The organism is Vibrio sp. 10N.247.311.51, assembly GCF_041467855.1.
Taxonomy (GTDB): domain Bacteria; phylum Pseudomonadota; class Gammaproteobacteria; order Enterobacterales; family Vibrionaceae; genus Vibrio; species Vibrio coralliirubri.
Genome location: NZ_JBFSVK010000005.1, coordinates 40202 through 62211 on the forward strand (window position 1 = coordinate 40202; position 22010 = coordinate 62211).

At 45.2% G+C, this 22010-nt stretch carries 16 protein-coding genes; 9 read left to right on the plus strand and 7 right to left on the minus strand.

Annotated features, from left to right (window positions below; translation table 11 throughout):
- Window positions 1-140 precede the first annotated feature (140 nt).
- The 3 genes from hemB to polA all read left to right on the plus strand — a co-directional run bounded on the left by hemB (window position 141) and on the right by polA (window position 5173).
- Window positions 141-1184 (plus strand): porphobilinogen synthase, encoded by a 1044-nt coding sequence (gene hemB, locus AB6E85_RS06370; RefSeq protein WP_017060158.1) that lies wholly within the window; start codon window positions 141-143, stop codon window positions 1182-1184.
- Window positions 1185-1259: 75 nt separating this feature from the next.
- Window positions 1260-1694: a GNAT family N-acetyltransferase gene (locus AB6E85_RS06375; protein ID WP_372141911.1), complete on the plus strand. Its 435-nt coding sequence runs from the start codon at window positions 1260-1262 to the stop codon at window positions 1692-1694.
- A gap of 680 nt (window positions 1695-2374) precedes the next feature.
- Window positions 2375-5173, plus strand: a complete 2799-nt coding sequence (polA, locus tag AB6E85_RS06380) for a DNA polymerase I (protein WP_372141912.1) — start codon at window positions 2375-2377, stop codon at window positions 5171-5173.
- A gap of 507 nt (window positions 5174-5680) precedes the next feature.
- On the opposite strand, the gene AB6E85_RS06385 is transcribed toward polA, so the two are convergent.
- Window positions 5681-6280, minus strand: coding sequence for a GTP-binding protein (locus tag AB6E85_RS06385; protein ID WP_017060161.1), 600 nt, complete (start codon window positions 6278-6280; stop codon window positions 5681-5683).
- A gap of 218 nt (window positions 6281-6498) precedes the next feature.
- Window positions 6499-7158: a ribosome biogenesis GTP-binding protein YihA/YsxC gene (yihA, locus tag AB6E85_RS06390; protein ID WP_372141913.1), complete on the minus strand. Its 660-nt coding sequence runs from the start codon at window positions 7156-7158 to the stop codon at window positions 6499-6501.
- A 148-nt stretch (window positions 7159-7306) separates the two neighbouring features.
- Here yihA and AB6E85_RS06395 point away from each other — a divergent pair, with 148 nt between their 5' ends.
- The 5 genes from AB6E85_RS06395 (at window position 7307) to hemN (ending at window position 11847) form a co-directional block, all read left to right on the plus strand.
- A complete protein-coding gene (locus tag AB6E85_RS06395) occupies window positions 7307-7924 on the plus strand; it encodes a cytochrome c (protein ID WP_012602993.1) in 618 nt (205 codons plus the stop codon).
- A 557-nt stretch (window positions 7925-8481) separates the two neighbouring features.
- The gene (locus AB6E85_RS06400; RefSeq protein WP_019826511.1) at window positions 8482-9120 is read left to right on the plus strand and encodes a class I SAM-dependent methyltransferase; all 639 of its coding nucleotides are present in this window, start codon (window positions 8482-8484) and stop codon (window positions 9118-9120) included.
- The gene (gene yihI, locus AB6E85_RS06405) at window positions 9120-9677 is read left to right on the plus strand and encodes a Der GTPase-activating protein YihI (protein ID WP_017060163.1); all 558 of its coding nucleotides are present in this window, start codon (window positions 9120-9122) and stop codon (window positions 9675-9677) included. The genes AB6E85_RS06400 and yihI overlap by 1 nt, the downstream gene beginning before the upstream one ends.
- 6 nt (window positions 9678-9683) lie before the next feature.
- Window positions 9684-10172, plus strand: a complete 489-nt coding sequence (locus tag AB6E85_RS06410) for a DUF2489 domain-containing protein (RefSeq protein ID WP_017060164.1) — start codon at window positions 9684-9686, stop codon at window positions 10170-10172.
- A gap of 283 nt (window positions 10173-10455) precedes the next feature.
- Entirely contained in the window at window positions 10456-11847 is a 1392-nt protein-coding gene (gene hemN, locus AB6E85_RS06415; protein WP_372141915.1) for an oxygen-independent coproporphyrinogen III oxidase, read from the plus strand.
- An 83-nt stretch (window positions 11848-11930) separates the two neighbouring features.
- Here hemN and AB6E85_RS06420 read toward each other — a convergent pair whose 3' ends face one another.
- The 5 genes from AB6E85_RS06420 to glnA form a co-directional block, all read right to left on the minus strand.
- On the minus strand, window positions 11931-14513 hold the full coding sequence (locus AB6E85_RS06420) for an EAL domain-containing protein (protein WP_372141917.1): 2583 nt from the start codon (window positions 14511-14513) through the stop codon (window positions 11931-11933).
- Between the two features lie 108 nt (window positions 14514-14621).
- Window positions 14622-16025: a nitrogen regulation protein NR(I) gene (gene glnG / locus AB6E85_RS06425; protein WP_017059224.1), complete on the minus strand. Its 1404-nt coding sequence runs from the start codon at window positions 16023-16025 to the stop codon at window positions 14622-14624.
- 121 nt (window positions 16026-16146) lie between these two features.
- Window positions 16147-17223 (minus strand): nitrogen regulation protein NR(II), encoded by a 1077-nt coding sequence (gene glnL / locus AB6E85_RS06430; protein ID WP_019826501.1) that lies wholly within the window; start codon window positions 17221-17223, stop codon window positions 16147-16149.
- Window positions 17224-17391: 168 nt separating this feature from the next.
- A complete protein-coding gene (locus AB6E85_RS06435; RefSeq protein WP_372141919.1) occupies window positions 17392-17955 on the minus strand; it encodes a DUF4124 domain-containing protein in 564 nt (187 codons plus the stop codon).
- 226 nt (window positions 17956-18181) lie between these two features.
- Window positions 18182-19591 carry a glutamate--ammonia ligase gene (gene glnA, locus AB6E85_RS06440; RefSeq protein WP_017059221.1) on the minus strand — a complete coding sequence of 470 codons (1410 nt, stop codon included), beginning with the start codon at window positions 19589-19591 and terminating at the stop codon, window positions 18182-18184.
- A gap of 562 nt (window positions 19592-20153) precedes the next feature.
- Between glnA and typA the strand changes: the two genes are divergently transcribed.
- Window positions 20154-21989 (plus strand): translational GTPase TypA, encoded by a 1836-nt coding sequence (gene typA / locus AB6E85_RS06445; RefSeq protein ID WP_372141921.1) that lies wholly within the window; start codon window positions 20154-20156, stop codon window positions 21987-21989.
- Window positions 21990-22010 lie beyond the last annotated feature (21 nt).

Sequence of the window (22010 nt, forward strand, 5' to 3'; positions counted from 1 at the left end):
TTTTGCCATTTATCCCTGTTTTTGAGTGGGTTTCATATTTTACTGCTAGCGTCCTGAGCCATCAGTGATATGCTTTTGCCTGTATTTAGCACTTTTCATATCTAAGTATTTCGGTGCTTAGACTAGGCAAGGAGAATCTAGTGTCTGTTTCAATTCAAGGTCAATTCCCAGGTCGCCGTATGCGCCGTATGCGTAAGCACGACTTTAGCCGTCGCCTAATGGCAGAAAATCAATTGTCTGTGGATGATCTAATCTACCCAATGTTTATCCTGATGGGTAAAGACCGCCGCGAGCCTGTCGAGTCAATGCCAGGTGTTGAACGCTTGTCGATCGATTACATGCTTGAGGAAGCAGATTACCTGTCAAAGCTGGGTGTTCCTGCGATTGCTCTATTTCCAGTCGTGAATCAAGATGCTAAAAGTTTATGCGCAGCTGAAGCTCATAACTCAGAAGGTTTGGTGCAGCGCGCTGTACGTTTACTAAAAGAGCATGTGCCAAACATTGGCGTTATTACTGACGTAGCACTAGACCCGTTCACCACTCACGGCCAAGACGGCATCATCGATGAAGATGGTTACGTGATGAATGACGAGACGACTGAAGTCTTGATCAAGCAAGCATTATCACACGCTGAAGCAGGTGCTGACGTGGTTGCACCGTCAGATATGATGGATGGTCGCATTGGTAAGATCCGTGAAGCGTTAGAAGAAGCGGGTCATATTCATACTCAAATTATGGCGTACTCTGCGAAATACGCATCGTGCTACTACGGTCCATTCCGCGATGCCGTCGGCAGTGCTTCGAACCTGAAAGGTGGTAACAAGAAGAACTACCAGATGGATCCTGCGAACAGCGATGAAGCGATTCACGAAGTCGCGATGGATCTTAATGAAGGTGCCGACATGGTGATGGTTAAGCCTGGCATGCCTTACCTAGACATCGTGCGTCGTGTGAAGCATGAACTCCAAGCGCCGACATTTGCATACCAAGTGTCTGGTGAGTATGCGATGCACAAAGCAGCGATTCAAAACGGTTGGCTAAAAGAGCGTGAAACCGTCATGGAATCACTGCTGTGCTTTAAGCGAGCTGGTGCTGATGGCATTCTTACTTACTTCGCTAAAGATGTGGCTGAGTGGCTTGCAGAAGACAATGCACAAGCAGCAGAGCACTTAAAAGAAAAGTAATCGGTAGAGTTCACTTAAGTGATCAGTAAAGGGTTGGCCATTGTGCCAGCCCTTTCGTTTATAAGGATGAATAAGATGTCAGTTGTCGTACGTGAAGGTTTGTTAGAAGAAGTGGTGTCTGTGGTCGAGCAGATCTCTGAGTTCGCTAAAAAAGAGAGTGTCGCTTCTCTTTCAGAGCGGCTAGCAGGGAAAAAGAACCTTATTTTAGTCGCTGAAGAAGCTGGCGTGCTGCTTGGCTTTAAGATCGGCTATGAGTTGGATCAAGATACTTTTTACAGCTGGTTTGGTGGCGTGTCACCGCTCGCGAGGAACAAAGGCGTTGCACAGGCGCAATTAGACGCTCAGGAACAGTGGGCGAAAGAGCAGGGCTACAGACAGTTAAAGGTTAAGTCTCGTAACCAGTTCCCTGCAATGTTGCGCCTGTTATTGAGAAACGGTTACCTAATCGAAAAATTTGAAGAAAAAGAAGACATTAATGCCCATAGAATCCATTTTTTGAAGCAAATTTAAGCACTGCTGTTAACGGCTTATAAATTAAATGAGATTTATTATCATTTAAGTGTTGACTATTAAATGAGAATCATTATTATTAACTTCGTCTTAGGGAATGAGGAAATGTTCACAAGGATGTTAAGTACTCAAGTATCTACTTGGTTACCCAACAGAATTCTCGCGAACTTGTACTAAGTTCTTTTTGACACGACATTGCTCACATTGCTTCCAGTGTAATTTATAGCTTTTAGGTAAAGCTGTGGTATTCAATTTGAATGGCTTTACCGGTTTTTGCTAGGCGACATCTTCGGGTATCGCTTTTTTTATACCTACCATTTCAACAAGATGCATATTTAGTGGCACGTATTTTTATGAATAAAACGCCATCAGCATTCTTTTCCACAACGCAAGATCGAGAAAAGATCGTTGATCATCTGTTCGATCTGTAAAATTATTCTTTATTTTCAGGTGTTTATTGGTGTTTTTTGAGTTGTACACCGTAGTTCTCAACAGGGTGGATAAATAATATAAACAGAGTTATCCACAGAACGCTTGCGTCTAAGAACAAAAAAATAACAACAAATCGATTATAACGAACACAACCGAGTGAACGGATACAGATCGACAACGTGGAATCCAACCAACAGACGTGGCATTCTTAACAGATAATTTCTGTACTTACTGGATACACAAACATTATGGCTCGTATTCCTGATAATCCATTGATTCTGATCGATGGCTCTTCTTACCTATATCGCGCGTTCCATGCTTACCCTGGCACAATGAGCAATGGTGATATCCCAACTAACGCTGTTTACGGTGTAGTTAATATGCTGCGCAGCATGATGCGTCAATTTGCTTCTGATCGTATTGCGGTAATTTTTGATGCGAAAGGAAAGACGTTCCGTGATGACATGTACCCAGAGTACAAGGCAAATCGTCCACCTATGCCTGATGATCTTCGTTGCCAGATTGAGCCTTTGCACAATGTGATTCGTGCAATGGGTTTGCCACTTATCTCTATTCCCGGCGTTGAAGCGGATGACGTGATCGGTACGCTTGCTTCTCAAGCTTCTGCGATGGGTATGCCTGTGCTTATTAGTACTGGCGATAAAGATATGGCGCAGCTTGTCGATGACAACGTTACTCTGATCAACACCATGACCAACGTGGTAATGGATCGTGAAGGCGTGATTGAGAAGTTTGGCATTCCACCAGAGCTGATTATCGACTACCTTGCGCTGATGGGCGATAAAGTCGATAACATCCCAGGTGTTCCGGGTGTCGGTGACAAGACAGCGACTGCTCTGCTGCAAGGCATTGGTAGCATCGAAAAGCTGTATCAAAACCTGGATGATATTGCCGCTCTTGGCTTCCGTGGTTCAAAAACCATGGCTAAGAAGCTGGTTGATAATAAAGACAACGCTGAGATGTCTTACGAGCTTGCAACGATCAAACTGGACGTCGAGTTAGAAGAGACACCTGAGTCGCTTGTAAAAGCCCAACCAAACACGGATGAGCTGATTAAGCTATACGGTCAACTGGTCTTCAAGTCTTGGTTGAACGAGCTACTTGAAGGTGGCAATGGTGTGGTTGAGGCGGATGAAAAGTCGGGCGCAGTGCGTAGCAATACGGCATCAACCACTTCTACCGTAGAAATGAACACCTCTGCCGTGACGATTGATCGCAGCAACTACGAAACCATCCTAGATGAAGCGTCATTCAATGTTTGGTTAGAGAAATTGAAAGCATCTGAAGTGTTTGCTTTCGATACTGAGACAGACAGCCTAGATTACATGGTGGCGAACCTCGTTGGCCTGTCATTCGCGACTGAAGAAGGCGTTGCCGCTTACGTACCGGTTGCCCATGATTACCTAGATGCACCTCAGCAGCTGGATCGTGATTGGGTACTTGAACAGCTCAAGCCGATTCTTGAAGATGATGCACAAGCGAAAGTAGGTCAGAACCTTAAATACGATATGAGTGTGCTAGCGCGCTACGGTATCGAGATGAAAGGCATCAAGCACGATACCATGCTGGCGTCTTACGTTTTCAATAGCGTAGGTGGCAAGCATGATATGGACAGCCTAGCGCTGCGTTTCCTACAGCACAGCTGCATCTCATTTGAGCAAATCGCAGGTAAAGGTAAGAAGCAGCTTACTTTCAACCAGATTGAGCTGGGTGAAGCGTCTCCATACGCAGCAGAAGATGCTGACGTGACTTTACGTCTTCATAACCGTTTGATGGAAAACATTGAACAAGATGAAAAGCTAAAAGCCATCTATGAAGAAATCGAAGTACCACTGATCCCTGTTATGTCTCGTATTGAACGTACTGGCGTATTCATCGATGACATGCTGCTAGGCGCTCAATCGCAAGAGATTGCGGTTCGTTTGGATGAGCTAGAACAGAAAGCCTACGAGATTGCAGAGCAAGAGTTCAACATGAACTCGCCAAAACAGCTGCAAGCGATCCTGTTTGAGAAAATGGGTCTGCCAGTTATCAAGAAAACGCCATCAGGTGCGCCTTCAACCAACGAGGAAGTGCTGCAAGAGCTGGCTCTTGATTACCCGCTACCTAAGCTGATCATTGAGTATCGTGGCCTTGCGAAACTGAAGTCTACCTATACAGATAAACTGCCGAAGATGATCAACGCTGAAACGGGTCGTGTTCATACGTCTTATCACCAAGCGGTGACAGCAACGGGTCGTTTGTCTTCAACAGATCCAAACTTACAGAACATCCCAATTCGTAATGAAGAAGGCCGTCGTATCCGCCAAGCATTCGTTGCACAACATGGTTGGAAGATTCTAGCGGTCGATTACTCTCAAATTGAATTGCGTATCATGGCGCACCTTTCGGGTGATAAAGCGCTTCTGGAAGCATTCCAACAAGGCAAAGATATCCACGCGGCAACGGCTGCTGAGATCATTGGTGTTGATATTGAGCAGGTAACGACTGAGCAGCGTCGTCGTGCTAAAGCCGTTAACTTCGGTCTTATCTACGGTATGAGTGCCTTTGGCTTGGCTAAGCAACTGGGTATTCCTCGTGGTGAAGCACAGCACTACATGGATACTTACTTCGAGCGTTACCCTGGCGTAATGCAGTATATGGAAGACACGCGCAGTGCAGCTTCAGAGCAAGGCTTCGTTGAAACCATTTACGGTCGTCGTCTGCACCTTCCTGAGATTCAATCTCGTAATGGCATGCGTCGTAAGGCAGCTGAACGCGCGGCGATCAACGCGCCAATGCAAGGTACAGCGGCAGACATCATTAAGAAAGCGATGTTGTTGGTGGATGAGTGGATTCAAGCGGAAGGCGATGGTCGTGTGAAACTGCTTATGCAGGTACACGATGAATTGGTGTTTGAAGTGGAAGAGTCATCTTTAGCCGAAATTGAAAGTAAAGTACAAGAATTGATGGAATCCGCTGCAGAGCTAGAAGTGCCGCTTGTCGCGGAAGCTGGCCACGGTGACAACTGGGATCAAGCCCACTAATCAGTTTTTGACCTTAATAAGCAAATTAGTATGAGCCAGTGCACAAACACTGGCTTTTTTTTGTCTCAAATAAAGTTAAGTCATAATAAGAATTTAGGTGTTTTAATAAAACATTCATGAAAAAAAACTACAAAAGTTGTTTTCATTTCTGAGCAATTGTTGTACATTAAATCTCGTAGGGTACAGAGGTAAGATGTTCTATCTTTCAGACCTTTTGTTTCACGTTATTGGATTAGGCTGATTCAGCCGCCCCAGTCAGTATTTGACTGGGGCGTTTTTTCTTGTGCGAAAGAAAAATATTTCCACCCTGCAATTCCCCCGTAAAACCTCTCATTTTTAGTGCCTTTTATTACACTTTCTCAAGCACAGTGATAAACCCCTGATTTGCCTTAGATCTGGAATTCGATCAGCTTTTGGTAATTTAAATCCGTCTCTAAGTCGATTGTTTTATCACTTGAAATAACTTTTATTTTACAAGTGTTCGATAAAGGATTGATGGGTTACGCTTTATTTATCAGTGTATTGAGTCGGTGAATGCTCAATGTAATCCATGATTTTCTGTTGTTTCTCGGTGCTGTATTTCAGTGCTTCGGCAGTGATCTGGATGGATTGCGCCATCGAAGAGATATTGTTGGTCGCTTTTACCAAGGTTTGCTGCATTGGTTTCAGGATAAGCAGATAGATAGCGGTCAAGGCGATAATAATGACAGCGATAACGGCCGCCAGCGCAATGATGATCTTGGTCTGAATATCATCCAACAGCATTTGACTGGTTTGTTTAAAGGCGAGTCGAGATTGGTCTAAGGCTTGTGGCAGTTGATTGAGGGATGTCTTGGTGGAGCTCGCAAGCTTATTGATGCTTTCAACGGTTTGATTGAGGGCTTGTTGCTGGTCGTCGCTTAGGTTGGGGTTGTTGACTATCGCCTGCAAAGATTGCGATATCACCTCAAGAGACTCACTCGCATCTTGGGCGTACTTTTCCATGCCATCTAGGTCTAAGGTCATATCGACATTGATCAATGGAGCTTGTTCTTGTTCTGCTTCAGAGGCAAACCCTGTCAGTGAGACCAACATAAGTGCAATGATGGCCAATGGTGTTTTCCACATGAGTATTCCTTTCTCATTGTTCTGATTATTTAGATGTGTCTTTTAGTATGGTTCACTTCTATTGGTTTTAGTGGCTAAATCCGATCTTTAACACTAAAAAATTAGGCTTAACTCACTCATTTTTGGGCAAAAAAATACCCCACCTATATAAGGAGGGGCATTGATAAGGCTAAATCACCTGTTGTCAGTGCTCTAACCTATAGCGATAAGTAGAGGAATTACTCTGAGTCGTTGTGCTCTTCGTCCGCTAACTCATCAATAGTTTGATCAGCAAGCGCTGGGGCAAACCACTCATCCATCTTGGCACGCAGTTGGTCAACGCCGATGCCCTTCATTGAAGAGAAGACATCAACCGCAACATCACCACCGAAAGATTTTGCATCGTTACGGATTTTCAGTAGCTGTGCTTTACGCGCACCACTTTTCAGTTTGTCTGCTTTTGTTAACAAAACCTGCACTGGGATACGGCTATCGATAGCCCAGTAAATCATTTGTTGGTCGAGGTCTTTCATTGGGTGACGGATATCCATCAATACCACTAAACCTTTCAGGCTTTCACGTCGTTGTAGGTATTCACCTAGCGACTTCTGCCATTTTTTCTTCATCTCAAGTGGTACTTGAGCAAAGCCATATCCAGGTAAATCGACGATATGACAACCGTCCGTTACCTTAAATAGGTTGATTAGCTGAGTTCGACCGGGTGTTTTACTGGTTTTCGCCAAGCTTTTTTGGTTTGTAACGCGATTTAGCGCGCTAGATTTACCAGCATTGGAGCGTCCTGCAAACGCAATTTCGATCCCTTCGTCTTCTGGTAAATGACGAATATCAGGTGCACTGGTAATGAAATGCGTGTTTTGATAATGAATTTTTACGCTCACTGTTAACTCCATCTCGACTTTGTGTAGTCGATTGATTACTTTTTTGTGAATTTGTGTAAAATAACCGTGCTCGGCATAAGGTCGCCTATTGTACCATGAGTGGCAACATAGAGTGGTACTGGAAGCTTGATAATTATAATGGAATGTCATGAAGAAATTAGCGCTAATTTTGAGTCTTTTAGCCAGCTGCTCAGTATGGGCTCAAGGTAGTATTGAAGCTGGTAAAGCCAAATCACAAACATGTGTTGCCTGCCACGGTGCTGACGGCAACAGTCTGATCACTCAGTACCCTAAGCTGGCCGGTCAACATGAGAAGTATCTAGAGAAGCAGTTAAAAGAGCTTAAGCTAGGTATGACAAGTGGTGGTAAGCAAGGTCGTTACGAACCTGTAATGGGTGCAATGGCGATGCCTTTATCTGAAGAAGATATGGCTGACCTAGCGGCATACTACGCCTCTCTACCTATCTCTAGTAACTCTACTCCTGAAAATGTAGTAGATGAAGGTAAGGTTCTTTACACAGCGGGTAACGCAGAACGCGGCGTAACGGCGTGTATTGCTTGTCATGGCCCTCGTGGTAATGGTACCGAACTTTCTGGTTTCCCTAAGATTTCAGGTCAGCACGCAGATTACATCAAGGCTCAACTTGAAAAATTCCGCGATGGTGACCGTAATAACGACATGAATGCGATGATGCGTGATGTAGCTAAAAAGTTAACAGACGCTGATATTGATACCTTATCGAAGTACGTTGGTGGTTTACACTAATTTGTCGGTTTCTTGCTCTTAGCCAGAGTAAAGGAATGTACGTTCGAGCGAGATTGAAGAGACGCCCCGATCAGTAATGGTCGGGGCGTTTTCTTTTGTATTGGTTTTATTAATGCATTTGGTGTTTATGTCTGATTTGTCAATGTGTGATCGATTTGTGTACAAAAGTGTGAAGTCGCACTCTTGTAGTCTTTTTGTAACACGGTAAAGTAACCGCCATCAGCTAGGAGCTGACTTAGATATGGATGATCATCTAGTCTAACGGTATAGACAGAAATGGATCAGGCTAGGACAGCCCAGCAACAAGGTGTTAGAAAAGGATAGCCAAAACTCATCAGGACGATGAACAACAAACAAATTTGGCATGGAAAGCACCAATAACAAATGGAGATTTGTGTACCAAGTTGAGTATGCAAATTTTGGCCGATATAGGCAGATTTAGAGAGCGATAGGTTTTCCTATCGCTTTTTTTATTGATTTGATGAAAAAACACCCAATACCTCTCCACTATAAACTCAGTTTCTGGTATGTTTCGCATCCCTGTTTAAGGATGTGCTATGTATACTTGTCCCTTATGCCATCACCAAGGCGTGAATCACTATTTTGAAGACAAACGCAGAGCCTATCTGCAGTGTCAGCAATGTGAACTGGTATTTGTTAAACCTGAACAAAGGTTAGAAGCAAAAGAAGAAAAAGCACACTATGATCTCCATGAGAACGATCCTAGTGATGCAGGCTATCGCCGCTTTTTATCTCGCATCGCGGATCCACTAACAGACAAAATTTCATCTAACTCACAAGGGTTGGATTTTGGTTGTGGCCCAGGCCCTACGCTATCTATTATGTTAGAAGAAGCCGGACACACCATGGAGTTGTACGATATCTATTACCACCCAGAACCCTCTGTGTTGGAAAAAACGTATGACTTTATGACTGCCACGGAGGTGATAGAGCATCTTTATCACCCAGACAAAGTGTGGCAGCAATGGTTGAATTTAGTTAAACCCAAGGGCTGGATTGGTCTTATGACTAAACTAGTAATAGACGTAGACGCGTTTGCTGGTTGGCACTACAAGAATGACCCGACACATGTCGTCTTCTTTAGTCGTCAAACATTCCAGTTTTTGGCAGAGCGGGATAAGCTCGAACTAGAATTTTTTGGAAATGATGTAATTTTACTGAGGAAAGTGCAGTAATGGGTCGTAGTAAGAAATCAAGAAAGCCGGGAGCACTTGGCGCTCCGGAGCCTATGGTTACTCGTAACCGTAGTGAATCTGATGTTGAAGGTCGTGAACGTAAGCGTGTTAAAAAGCGTAAAGGCCTTAAGTCTGGCAGCCGTCACTCAGATGGTAGCGAAGCAAAACAGCGTAAAGCTGCACAAGCTCGTGACCCTCGTTTAGGCAGCAAGAAAAAAATCCCGCTGATCGTTGAACCAGCGAAGAAGCCGACTAAACAAGAGCGCAAGCTATCTAACGAACAAGAGTTAGAGATGCTTGAGAATGATGCTCAACTGAACACACTGCTAGATCGTATCGAAAATGGTGAAAACCTAGGTGCTGGTCTACAGAAGTTTGTTGATGAGAAACTTGATCGTATCGAACACCTAATGGGCCGCTTAGGTCTACTAGAGCCAGAAGACGATGAAGAAGAGATCTTCGAAGAAGCACCGGTTGCCTCTAAGAAGAAAGCGAGCTCTGACGAAGACTTGCTATCTCAATTCGAAGATTTCGATTTAGACAGCTTTAAAGGTTAATAGCCAATGAACGTAACCTTATTAGCAATTGCTGGTGGAATTATCATTCTCGGCTTGGGCTCTTACGCAGGTTACCTTCTACTTCAAGTGAAGAAGCAGACGGAGTTGCAAAAGCAGCATCAAGCACTAGCCATTGAAAAACGTAACGCGACGATTTACGAAAACGTAAATACTTTGTGCTTAGCGGGCATTCAAGGGCAATGTGACTTACCTGAGATCAGTATCCGAGTGTGTATCATTATGGATAATGTTCAGGGTGATGAGCGTGTCGATTTTGATTCTGAGTATCCTGCTCTTTCTGAGCTGTACCATATCGTAAAAGATATGGCTCGCGGAGAGGCAAGACAGGAACTGACGAAGAAAGAACGCATGCAGCAGAATCTCACGCGCCACAAGGCAGAGACTCGCTTGAATGATGCGGTCATTGAAGATCTGAAAAGGTTGCAAGAGAAGGTTAAACCTCTCAACAACCAAATCAACATTCAGATGATCTAGTCGCTAAGACTTTTAAAATAGAGGCTTGTTTAATACAGGGTGTTCTTGAGACATCTTATCTTTATAGATAGTGTTAAATGAGCCTTCTTACCTTTTGCGTCTCGTTAATCCCGACGCTTTGTTAGTGATCAAGCTAGCAGTTCTGAGTTTTTGTCTAAAAAATTGATTTTGTCTTGGAACGACCTTACAGGTCGTGTGGCAAAATAACCCGTCTATATTTTAATGTATGTAAAATGATTTGAGAGACCTAAGGTTCTCGCGGATCTAAATTGGAAATACCGCTATGTCGAGCAAGCCAGTAACAACGAATCAGCAAATCGTTTGGGATCAAGAGATCTTAAACAAGTACAACTATTCGGGACCTCGTTACACCTCATACCCAACTGCGTTGGAGTTTCATGAAGCGTTTACCGTCGCTGATTACGACATGGCGTGTACTCAATATCCTGAGCGTCCACTCTCTCTTTACGTGCATATCCCGTTCTGCCACAAGCTTTGTTACTACTGTGGTTGTAATAAAGTCATTACTCGTCACTCGCATAAAGCGGATGAGTACCTTGATGTGATTGAACATGAAATCCGCCAACGCGCCTCTTTATTGAATGGCCGTGAAGTGACGCAATTGCACTTCGGTGGTGGTACGCCAACGTTCTTGACTAAGACACAAATCACTCGCTTGATGATGATTCTACGTGATGAATTTAACTTCACCGCTGACGCTGAAATAAGTATCGAAGTTGACCCGCGTGAGATTGAGCTAGACGTACTCGACCACCTGCGTAGCGAAGGCTTCAACCGCCTGAGCATTGGTGTTCAAGACTTCAATAAAGAAGTACAGAAGCTGGTTAACCGTGAGCAAGATGAAGAGTTCATCATTGCGATGGTTAAACGTGCGAAAGAGCTAGGTTTCCGTTCAACCAACCTTGATTTGATTTACGGCCTACCAAAGCAGACTCAAGCTTTGTTCGCGGAAACATTGAAGCAAGTGTTAGAGATGAAACCGGGTCGTTTATCGGTATTTAACTACGCACACATGCCTCAGCTGTTTGCGGCGCAGCGTAAGATTAAAGACGAAGACCTACCAGAAGCGAAAGAGAAAATGGCTATCTTACAAGATACCATCGAGACGCTAACGGGGGCGGGTTACCAGTTCATCGGTATGGACCACTTTGCTCTGCCTGAAGACGAGCTAGCGGTAGCACAGCGTGAAGGCATTCTGCATCGTAACTTCCAAGGCTACACCACCCAAGGTGAAGCGGACCTAATTGGTTTCGGTGTTTCTGCTATCTCTATGGTCGGTGATGCTTACGCGCAAAACCAAAAAGAGCTGAAGAAGTACTACGCTCAGGTGAATGATTTGCGTCATGCACTTTGGAAAGGTGTGGCACTAGACAGTGATGACCTTCTACGTCGTGAAGTGATCAAGCAGCTTATCTGTAACTTTAAGCTTGATAAAACGATGATCGAATCTGAGTTCTTGGTTAACTTTAATCGCTACTTCAAAGAAGATTTAGAGCTTCTACAAACCTTCATCAACGATGATTTGGTTGAAGTCGATGATAAAGAAATCCGTGTTACCCTGCGTGGTCGCTTGCTGATCCGTAACATCTGTATGTGTTTTGATAAATACTTACGTGCAAAGGCTCGCCAGCAGCAATTCTCTCGCGTTATCTAATCGCTCGATAGAGAATAGAACAATAAAAAATGCCAGCATTATGCTGGCATTTTTGTATCTGACTCATTTGATTTCTGCCTGATTTAGGTGAGGCTCTCAGTGGTATTTTGTTTGATCTTGGCACTTTGTTTGGAGTTGCTAAGGTCGGTAGGCCATTGGTCAAACGGAACTGGGCGACTGTATAAGAACCCTTGAGCCAGCGGGCACTGCAGCTGCTTAAGAAGTTCAGCCTGTTGCTGTGTTTCAACGCCCTCTGCCACCAAGCTTACTTTGAAACCTTTAGTGATGTTAACGATGGCCGCGACGATGGAGCTGTCGAGATTCTCTTTGTTGAGCTTGCTAACGAAGCTACGATCGATCTTCAGGCAATCAAATGGCAGTTTTTGCAGATAGGCTAGGGAAGAGTAGCCTGTACCAAAATCGTCAATTGCGATTGAAACCCCTAACGCTTTGAGCGTCAGCATGTTATCGATGATGGTCGGATCGTTGTCGACGATGCGTGATTCGGTGATCTCTAGTGTCAGGTTGCTTGCTGGCAGTTTTGTGTCTCTTAGTGTGCCCTTAACCTGTTCGACAAAGCCACTTTCGCTTAGTTGATCGACCGATAGATTGACGTGAATCGAGAAGTCTTTGCTCCATTTTCCTGACTCAATCGCGATTGCTGTATCTCGACAGGACTTATGCAGAATTTGTTTTCCGATATCGTAAATGAGCCCACTCTCTTCCGCGAGAGGGATGAACTCGAGCGGCGAGATCACCCCTTCATCGGTTATCCAGCGCGCTAAAGCTTCCGCTCCAATGGTTGAGCCAGATTCCAGATCAATAATAGGCTGATAAAATGGTTCGAACTGTTGAAGCTCAATTGCTCGGCTCATTCGCGCTAGCATCTTGGTGCGATGTCTCGATGCTTTGCCCATCTCCGGGCTGTAAATGCTGACACTGGTTTTGTCTTGTTTCGCGTTGCTCAATGCAATGCTGCTATTGCGTAGCTGGAGTGTAATGTCGTAGAGATTCGAGACATTCACTATCCCCATCGATACCTTGATCACCACGCTTTCTGATTCCATTGAGAATGGGGAAGCGAAGGTTTGAAGTAAGCGGTTAGTCAGCAGCTGAACATCATCGCTTTGCGTTACGTTTGGTGCGTAAATGGCAAACTCATCACCACCAGTTCGAGCCAATAGGTATTCGGATGGCAGTGTGCCTCTTAAACGAGCGGCCGCAATGATAAGCAGTTGGTCACCATTGTAATGACCTAGGCTGTCATTGATGTCTCGGAAGCGATCAATACCAATCAAATACAGCGTGCCTTTTTCGTTGTCAGGGTGTTTCTTGGCAGCATCAATAAAGCCTTCACGGCTGTATAGTTTGGTTAATGAGTCATAGGTAAGCTGAGACTGTAATGCGTGAAACGAGGCCTTTAAGTTGTTGGCCATTTCATTGAACGACTCCACCAACATGCTGGTTTCATAGATATGCCCCGTCTTTGGCATGCTCGTGTCCCAATCGCCTTTAGCAAGGCGTTTGGCTGCATCTGCAGTCGAGGTGATGGGTTGGGTTACGCGATTAAAGGCAACTAATCCAGCAATGACCCCAAGGCAACTCAGTGCTAGCCCGAGCAACCAACTGTTTCTTTGATTTTCAGGTAATTCACCGAGCAGATTACTTTCAGGGATCGACACCCCAATAAACCACGTGAGGCCGTGTTCATCTTCGTAAGGGGTGATTTGGTTAAAGTAGCGTTCGTTGTCTAGGCTAAAGCTAAAGCGCTGCTCGCCCAAATTATCGATTAGGTGGAATTGGTCTACGTAGCTAGCACTTTCACGTATGACGGGGTTAGCACTCTCTGTTGCCAGTAAGCGTTGGCCTTTGTTGGTTTTTCCTGTACCCCACGAAACGACACTGCCTCCGCCTGAGTGCGCGACCAAGCGTTGCTGTTTATCGATGATGTAAACAGAGGCATCTGTTCTATCTTTGAGCTTTCTGAGAAACGCATTGAAGGTATTGATCTTGATGTCGCTGACGACGACAGCTTTGAATTCATTATCATCATAGATAGGCGCGAGAGCAGATAAGGTGATTTCTTGGCGTTCGTCAGCATTGGCATAAATTGGTGACCATAACGGTTTTTTCTGTGTCGCAACGGGTGTATACCAAGGACGAATTCTTGGATCGTAACCTGAAATTACCGATCGAATGTCTTCACTAATCTTGCTGCCACGGTAAATGACCAACTGATCATTGGTGCGTTCGTCTTGCACCATCAAGGTGTAGCCTTTGTTGGCTTCTTTGCGGAAACCGACGTAGTTACCATCTTCAGAACCAAAGCCGATCACATCGAGTTGAGGTACAGCAGTGTAATGGTCTGAAAACGTATAAAAAATATAGTCTTGGACCTTGCTGAGATTACCTGCTTGATAAAGGTGGTGGTAGCCGATGTTATGGCTGAGCGAGAGGTTCGCGTGAAATGGCTTTTCTAAAAAATTAGACAGGCTTTGATGAACATTGTCAGTCAGTGATGTTAGTTGGCGTGCACTAACATCACTCACCATCTCTTTGTAGCTTAGCTTTTGAGTGAAAACCATTACGCCCATAGTGAACAGAAAAATCATCACGAATGGCAGAACCACTGCGGTTCTCAAAGTAATTTGTGTTTTCAAAGACATCTTTAGCTACAACTTTGGTGAATAGTGTACTGTAATTGTACCGACACTATTCAAACCAAGCGACACTTTTTTGGTTAAAAAGTAGCTGCATCGAGAGTCATATAAGGTCTAGTACAGTTCTTTGAGTTTACGAGTTAGGGTGTTTCTTCCCCATCCCAAAACCTTAGCTGCATCCTGTTTATGACCATTAGTATGGTGGAGTGCAGCCTCTAGCAGTATACGTTCAAACTCTGGCAGAGCATAAGTCAGCAGCTCTTTTTCTCCTGAATCAAGCGCACACTTTGCCCAATTAGCGAGCAGCTGTTGCCAGTTATCTCCAGTTCCTGAGGTTGTCACCACCTTTTCTTCCAACAGCTCTGGTGGCAGGTCCGAAGGAAGAATTTCGCTGCCGCTCGCCATCACGGTAAGCCAGCGACAAATGTTCTCAAGCTGACGCACGTTACCCGGCCAATTGAGCTGGTTGAGCTTCAAAATGGTCTCAGGATGTAGCGTCTTCACTTCAACACCGAGCTCTTCGGCGGCGGATGCTAGGAAGTGATGAGTCAGCTTTTCAATGTCTTGTTTACGTTCACGAAGTGCCGGTATATGGATTCGGATAACGTTGAGTCGGTGGAAAAGGTCTTCACGGAAGTCGCCTTCATGCACCAAACGCTCAAGATCTTGGTGGGTTGCGGCAACGATACGAACGTCAACCTTAACCGCAGAGTGTCCACCCACACGATAAAATTGGCCATCAGAAAGCACACGTAGCAAGCGAGTCTGAATATCGAGTGGCATGTCGCCGATCTCATCAAGAAACAGGGTGCCGCCGTTGGCTTGTTCGAAGCGTCCTTGGCGAACGCTGTTAGCACCGGTAAAGGCACCTTTTTCGTGGCCAAACAGTTCAGATTCGATCAGATCTTTGGGGATAGCAGCCATGTTCAAGGCAATGAAAGGCTTCTTGGCTCTTGGGCTGTGACGATGCAGAGCGTGAGCGACCAATTCTTTACCGGTACCCGATTCACCATTGATCAGCACGGATATGGATGAGCGAGACAAGCGGCCAATCGCTCGGAAAACCTCCTGCATTGCCGGTGCTTCACCGATGATTTCTGGCGCGTTGGTGTCTTCAGCGACTTCACTGGCTTGTTCGCGTTTCTGTTCTTGGCTGTGCGCGATTGCTCGCTCTACTAGAGTCAGTGTTTCATCAATATCGAACGGCTTTGGAAGATATTCAAAGGCGCCTTTTTGATAAGCATTCACCGCTGCATCAAGGTCTGAGTGCGCGGTCATAATGATCACGGGCAGGTCGGGAGAGCGCTGGTGAACTTGGTGTAACAGCTCAATCCCGTCAATACCAGGCATGCGAATATCAGACACCAAAACGTCTGGTGTCTCGCGCTCAAGCGCAAGTAACACGCTCTCAGCATCAGCAAATGTTTCGCACTTTATATCCGCAGATGAAAGTGTTTTCTCTACTACCCAGCGGATAGAGCTGTCGTCATCGACGACCCAAACGTATCCCTTACTCATAATTCAATTCCTTTGCAGCCAAATCTATTGTGATAATCATTGTTGTTTTTATGATGTCTTAATCTTTGTGTTACCGAGTTAAGCCTTTCATCTCGCTGTCCAATCGCGAGGTTCTTGTGACCTAAATCGGTAGGTAAATCGTGAATGTGGTGTTGCCCGGCCAGCTTTCAACATCAATTTTCCCATTGTGTTGATCGATCAGGTTTTGAGAAATCGATAGCCCCAGCCCTGTTCCACCTTCTCGTCCGCTGACCATTGGGTAAAACAAGGTATCTTTTAAATCATCGGGGATGCCCGGACCGTTATCGCTGATCTCAATACGAGCTGCGAGTTTGTGTCGCTGCCCGTGAATATTTGCTTGATGCACCGTTCTGGTGCGAATGGTGATTTTGCCAGAATCTTGAGTCTTTAGAATCTGCGCTGCATTGCTCACGATATTGAGCATCGCTTGTTCAACCTGTGCCGAATCCATCAAGATGTCCGGTAGGCTCGGGTCGTAATCCCTTTCGATGGCGAGCGTTGAACCCGATTCGAGCTCTACGAGCTGCCTGACTTTCTCAAGTATCTGGTGAAGGTTCTCTTCTGATTTAGTCCCCGGCTTCTGTGGGCCAAGCAGGCGGTCGACCAATGCTCTTAGGCGGTCGGCTTGCTCAATAATGATCTGTGTATATTCATTAAGAGACTGATCAGGAAGCATTTTCCCAAGTAACTGCGCCGCACCTCTTAAGCCACCGAGTGGATTTTTGATCTCATGTGCTAACCCGCGTACCAGCAGCTTAGCCGCTTGTTGTTGTGCATGTTGGTTGAGCTCTTGGCTAAGGCGTCTTTGCTGGTCTATCTTGCGCATCTCAACCAATAACAGCGTCTCTCGCTGCCAAGATATTGGGCTAACCGTGACTTCAAGCATCAGTGGGCGGTTATCAACAACGAAGGTAACGTCACTGTCGGTAATGCTCTGGCCACTTTGTAGCGGTTGGGTCAGAAGCGCCAAATCAAGTGAAGCGTGTTGGATAAGTTGGCTCAGTGGATGATCAACAATGCGTCGCGCGCTTTGTGAAAAGAGTTGTTCAGCCGCCGGATTGGCGTATCGCACATAGAGTTGCTCATCGAGCATCAATGTCGAAGTCACCATATTGTCGAGAATGGCGCTGGAAAGATGATGTGTATCTATGCTGTCGCTTTTGGCTGATCGATTCACTATTTCGTCCTTGAACTGGTGTTTTTCTCACTGCACCAAATTGGTGCGTAGCTAAGTTCAAGTATGGCGCATATCAACCAGAAGCTAAAGATAATTCATTAGAGTCGCTGAAAGCTGCTTCGATTAGGTGAAAAGTAGAGGTTATTTGGCCTCTTTTAACACATTGGCCTACTTGAGCGTCGCTCGATGTAAATACACGGTGACTGGACTAGTAGATGCAATAAGCTTGCCGCTTCTATGTGCTTGAATTGCAATGGTGTGAGTACCTCGATCGATACCTTTTAATTCCCAAATAGGTTGGGTCTGTGGGGCGCCATATCGACGGCCATCGAATATCAATTGTAATTGCTCCCCGATACCAAGTTTTCGGTTGAGTTCTATCTGAATCGGGATTAAGCCGCGGTTGTTGCGAATGGTTTGATCATGAACTGGAGTCAGCATGGTGAGGGCTAATTGAGTGGGAACCTCGCGCTCTGTGGTTTCGGTTTCTGCCTGGGTTTTAGTTGGCGTTTTAGTTGTAGAGGAAGTAGCGGCGTCAACCGGAGTCGAGGCCTCAAATTTAGGGGCGGGTGCTGAAGCTTGCACATCTGGCAGGCGAAGAGCCTCGGCATCTTGAGCATTAGGGTTATCACTAAAGTGGAGCACGCCATCTTCATCTACCCAGGTATACACCGTTTGAGCAGAGCACGAGAGCGTGACTGTTAACCCGATCAGGAACAGTATGTTTTTCATATCTTTAGCCTCTTTTCACCGCTAGGTGATTTCACGTTTGGCGTTGGTTTTGTTATTGGTTTTTTTGAATTTAGCGCGACAGCCTCTGAGGGCTTTTGTCTAAGGTATGGTACGAGGAAGCAGGGGGAGGGAGAATATAAAAAAGGCCCGCCTGCGAGGCGAGCCTAATATTTAGTCAGCGATTCTTACAAGGTTGCAGTAAGAAATGGCTTATCTCTACAGGAGATTAAACTGAGTAGTACAGTTCAAACTCAAGTGGGTGTGTAGCCATGTTCACGCGTTGTACGTCGTCAGATTTCAGAGTGATGTAAGAATCGATGAAATCGTCAGAGAATACGCCGCCAGCTGTTAGGAACTCACGGTCTTCGCTAAGCGCTGCTAGAGCTTCTTGTAGAGATTCTGCAACTGTTGGGATTTCAGCTGCTTCTTCTGCAGGAAGGTCGTATAGATCTTTATCCATAGCTTCGCCTGGGTGAATCTTGTTCTTGATGCCGTCAAGGCCAGCCATAAGCATTGCTGAGTAGCATAGGTATGGGTTAGCTGCTGGGTCACCAAAACGTAGCTCGATACGACGTGCTTTAGGGCTTGGTACTACTGGGATACGGATAGAAGCAGAACGGTTACGTGCTGAGTAAGCAAGCATTACAGGTGCTTCGAAACCAGGTACAAGACGCTTGTACGAGTTAGTTGATGGGTTAGCAAACGCGTTGATTGCACGAGCGTGCTTGATTACACCACCGATGTAGTAAAGAGCCATTTCAGATAGGCCGCCGTACTTATCACCAGCAAACAGGTTAACGCCGTCTTTTGCTAGAGATTGGTGAACGTGCATACCAGAACCGTTATCACCAACTAGTGGCTTAGGCATGAATGTCGCTGTTTTACCAAATGCGTGAGCAACGTTGTGTACAACGTACTTGTAGATTTGAGTTTCATCAGCTTTCGCTGTTAGCGTGTTGAAGCGAGTTGCGATTTCGTTTTGACCCGCAGTTGCTACTTCGTGGTGGTGAGCTTCAACAACTAGGCCCATCTCTTCCATTACTAGACACATTGCTGAACGGATGTCTTGAGATGAATCTACTGGAGCTACTGGGAAGTAACCGCCTTTAACGCCAGGACGGTGACCTTTGTTACCGCCTTCGAAGTCAGAACCTGTGTTCCAAGCTGCTTCTACGTCATCGATCTTGAAGAAAGAACCAGACATGTCGTTTGAGAACTTAACGTCGTCAAATAGGAAGAATTCTGGCTCTGGACCAACTAGAACTGTGTCTGCGATACCTGTAGAACGTAGGTACTCTTCAGAACGTTTAGCGATAGAACGTGGGTCACGGTCGTAGCCTTGCATTGTTGCAGGCTCTAGGATGTCACAACGGATGTTTAGCGTTGCGTCTTCTGTGAATGGGTCCAGTACAGCAGATGCTGCGTCTGGCATCATTACCATGTCAGATTCGTTAATGCCTTTCCAACCAGCTACTGAAGAGCCGTCAAACATTTTGCCTTCTTCGAAGAAGTCTGCATCAACTTGGTGAGAAGGAATAGAGATATGCTGCTCTTTACCTTTTGTATCAGTAAAACGTAAGTCGATAAATTTAACTTCGTTCTCTTGGATCAGGGATAGTACATTTTCTACTGACATCTTGGATAACCTCCAGTGTTATTAATTCGGTATTAGCTCGATTCGGTTGAAACTAGCATTGATTAATGTCTATAAGTGCATTAATCGATGCTGATTTATCTATTGCCAAAAACGTGCCAAAAAAATTATTCCATTAATTTCAATGATTTACTTGTTTTGCGATTTTGCTTAATCTGGTTTTTGCACCAAAATGATCTCTACTTGCACTTTATTGGTGCAATCGTTTGTCTGTGCACCAATATGAGACATAAGCGAGCACCATTCAGCAATGAATTGCCTAAGTTGTCAATCCACTTTTGTTATTTTGCGGGAGATTTGGCTCGCCACTCGCAGGTGATACTTTTTTAGAGTCCTACGAATTTGGCTGCTCAACACTGTACTGAATCAAAGTTAAGCGGATATGAATCGCTAATAAAGAAAAAAGCCTTGGTTCAGATCACATATTTCTGGGTTTTTGTCTAGAATCTGGTATATTATTGACCGTTTTTTAAATCAAGCTAGCGGTTATTATCCAAACTTTTGAGATAAGTGACGGCTACTTTTATGAGTGAATCGAGAATCCATGTCTACTCCACAGATTGATAAGTTAAGAAATATCGCGATCATCGCGCACGTTGACCACGGTAAAACGACTTTGGTTGATAAACTGCTACAACAGTCAGGCACTCTTGAGTCTCGTGGTGAAGCTGAAGAGCGTGTCATGGATTCGAATGACATCGAAAAAGAGCGTGGCATTACAATCCTTGCTAAGAACACAGCAATCAACTGGAATGATTACCGCATCAACATCGTAGATACTCCGGGACACGCGGACTTCGGTGGTGAAGTTGAGCGTATCATGTCTATGGTTGACTCTGTTCTGCTTATCGTTGACGCAGTTGATGGCCCAATGCCTCAAACTCGTTTCGTAACGCAAAAAGCATTCGCACACGGTCTTAAGCCAATCGTTGTAATCAACAAGATTGACCGCCCAGGCGCTCGTCCTGATTGGGTTATGGATCAAGTATTCGACCTTTTCGACAACCTAGGTGCTACTGATGAGCAACTAGACTTCACAGTTGTTTACGCTTCAGCTCTAAACGGTTGGGCAACAATGACTGAAGGCGAAACTGGCGAGAACATGGAACCATTGTTCCAAGCTGTTGTTGATACAGTAGACGCGCCTGCAGTTGACCTTGACGGTCCACTACAAATGCAAATTTCGCAACTTGATTACAGCTCTTACGTAGGTGTTATCGGTGTTGCTCGTGTTACTCGTGGTTCTGTTAAACCAAACCAACAAGTAACTATCGTAAATGCAGAAGGCAAAAAACGTAACGGTAAAGTAGGTACAGTTCTTGGTTACCTAGGTCTTGACCGTCACGAAGTTGAGCAAGCTAACGCTGGCGACATCATTGCAATCACTGGTCTTGGTGAGCTGAAAATTTCAGACACTATCTGTGACATAAACAATGTTGAAGCAATGACTCCGCTTTCTGTTGATGAACCAACAGTAACAATGACGTTCCAAGTAAACACTTCTCCGTTCGCGGGTAAAGAAGGTAAGTTCGTTACTTCACGTAACATCCTTGAGCGTCTAGAGAAAGAACTAGTACACAACGTTGCACTACGTGTTGAAGAAACTGATAACCCAGATCGTTTCCGTGTTTCAGGTCGTGGTGAACTTCACCTATCTATCCTGATCGAAAACATGCGTCGTGAAGGCTTCGAGCTAGCTGTATCTCGTCCAGAAGTTATCATCAAGAAAGACGAAGATGGCAACCTAACTGAACCGTTTGAAACTGTGACTATCGACGTGCTTGAAGAGCACCAAGGTGGCATCATGGAAAACATCGGTCTACGTAAAGGTGAGCTAACTGATATGTCTCCAGATGGCAAAGGCCGTGTTCGCATGGACTTCATGATGCCTTCTCGTGGTCTTATCGGTTTCCAAACTGAGTTCCTAACTCTAACGTCTGGCTCTGGTCTTCTTTACCACTCATTTGATCACTACGGTCCTCACAAAGGCGGCGTAATCGGTCAACGTAACAACGGTGTTCTAATCTCGAACGCGACTGGTAAAGCTCTGACTTACGCACTATTCAACCTACAAGAACGTGGTCGTCTATTTGCTGAGCACGCGGATGAAGTATACGAAGGCCAAATCATCGGTATTCATAACCGTTCAAACGACCTAACAGTAAACTGTCTGAAAGGTAAGCAGCTAACGAACGTTCGTGCATCTGGTACTGATGAAGCACAGGTTCTTTCGCCACCTATCCGTCACACTCTAGAGCAAGCTCTTGAGTTCATCGACGAAGACGAACTAGTAGAAGTAACGCCAGTAAGCATTCGTATCCGTAAGAAGCTTCTTACTGAAAACGAACGTAAGCGTGCAGCACGTCCAGCTAAGGCTTAATTGCCAGCTGACTAGCTTCTA

Excerpts from the sequence above, each read along its gene's own strand:
- AB6E85_RS06375 (WP_372141911.1), top strand. The coding sequence starts at position 1,260 with ATGTCAGTTGTCGTACGTGAAGGTTTGTTAGAAGAAGTGGTGTCTGTG.
- polA (WP_372141912.1), top strand. The coding sequence starts at position 2,375 with ATGGCTCGTATTCCTGATAATCCATTGATTCTGATCGATGGCTCTTCT.
- AB6E85_RS06385 (WP_017060161.1), bottom strand. The coding sequence starts at position 6,280 with ATGTGGAAAACACCATTGGCCATCATTGCACTTATGTTGGTCTCACTG.
- AB6E85_RS06395 (WP_012602993.1), top strand. The coding sequence starts at position 7,307 with ATGAAGAAATTAGCGCTAATTTTGAGTCTTTTAGCCAGCTGCTCAGTA.
- AB6E85_RS06400 (WP_019826511.1), top strand. The coding sequence starts at position 8,482 with ATGTATACTTGTCCCTTATGCCATCACCAAGGCGTGAATCACTATTTT.
- yihI (WP_017060163.1), top strand. The coding sequence starts at position 9,120 with ATGGGTCGTAGTAAGAAATCAAGAAAGCCGGGAGCACTTGGCGCTCCG.
- AB6E85_RS06410 (WP_017060164.1), top strand. The coding sequence starts at position 9,684 with ATGAACGTAACCTTATTAGCAATTGCTGGTGGAATTATCATTCTCGGC.
- hemN (WP_372141915.1), top strand. The coding sequence starts at position 10,456 with ATGTCGAGCAAGCCAGTAACAACGAATCAGCAAATCGTTTGGGATCAA.
- AB6E85_RS06420 (WP_372141917.1), bottom strand. The coding sequence starts at position 14,513 with ATGTCTTTGAAAACACAAATTACTTTGAGAACCGCAGTGGTTCTGCCA.
- glnG (WP_017059224.1), bottom strand. The coding sequence starts at position 16,025 with ATGAGTAAGGGATACGTTTGGGTCGTCGATGACGACAGCTCTATCCGC.
- AB6E85_RS06435 (WP_372141919.1), bottom strand. The coding sequence starts at position 17,955 with ATGAAAAACATACTGTTCCTGATCGGGTTAACAGTCACGCTCTCGTGC.
- glnA (WP_017059221.1), bottom strand. The coding sequence starts at position 19,591 with ATGTCAGTAGAAAATGTACTATCCCTGATCCAAGAGAACGAAGTTAAA.
- typA (WP_372141921.1), top strand. The coding sequence starts at position 20,154 with ATGTCTACTCCACAGATTGATAAGTTAAGAAATATCGCGATCATCGCG.